Here is a 301-nt window from a genome sequence, read left to right as displayed (position 1 = left end):
AGCTTTACTTGCCGTTGGCTTGTTGGCCGCTGCTGATTTTTCCGTACTTTTTTCCGCCGTCCCTGAGTCCGCAGAGGATGTCACCACCACTTGGGTTTGTTGTGCTGCTTGACTGTTTTTACCCGCATCAGCGGATGGCTGTTTTGCCTGACTGGCATCTTGCGCAGTATTGCGAGTTTTCGCTTCTGCCACCTTTTCAGCCTGAGACTCAACTTGTGCCAACTCGCTATCCAGCACGCTCTGTAACTGAGTCATCACCTGATCCAGCCGCTCGATGCTGTCAGCCAAACGCTGCTGACCG

At 53.5% G+C, this 301-nt stretch carries 1 protein-coding gene; it reads right to left on the bottom strand.

The annotated features are described in order from the left end of the window. Positions 1–301, bottom strand: a 301-nt coding sequence (locus tag J0A66_RS22745; RefSeq protein WP_206576065.1) for a hypothetical protein, incomplete at both ends; no start/stop codon positions are given.

It is taken from the genome of Bowmanella dokdonensis, assembly GCF_017254865.1.
Taxonomy (GTDB): Bacteria; Pseudomonadota; Gammaproteobacteria; order Enterobacterales; family Alteromonadaceae; genus Bowmanella; species Bowmanella dokdonensis.
The sequence above is the reverse complement of the archived record's forward strand: the minus strand, read 5'-3'. Positions and strand labels throughout refer to the sequence as shown.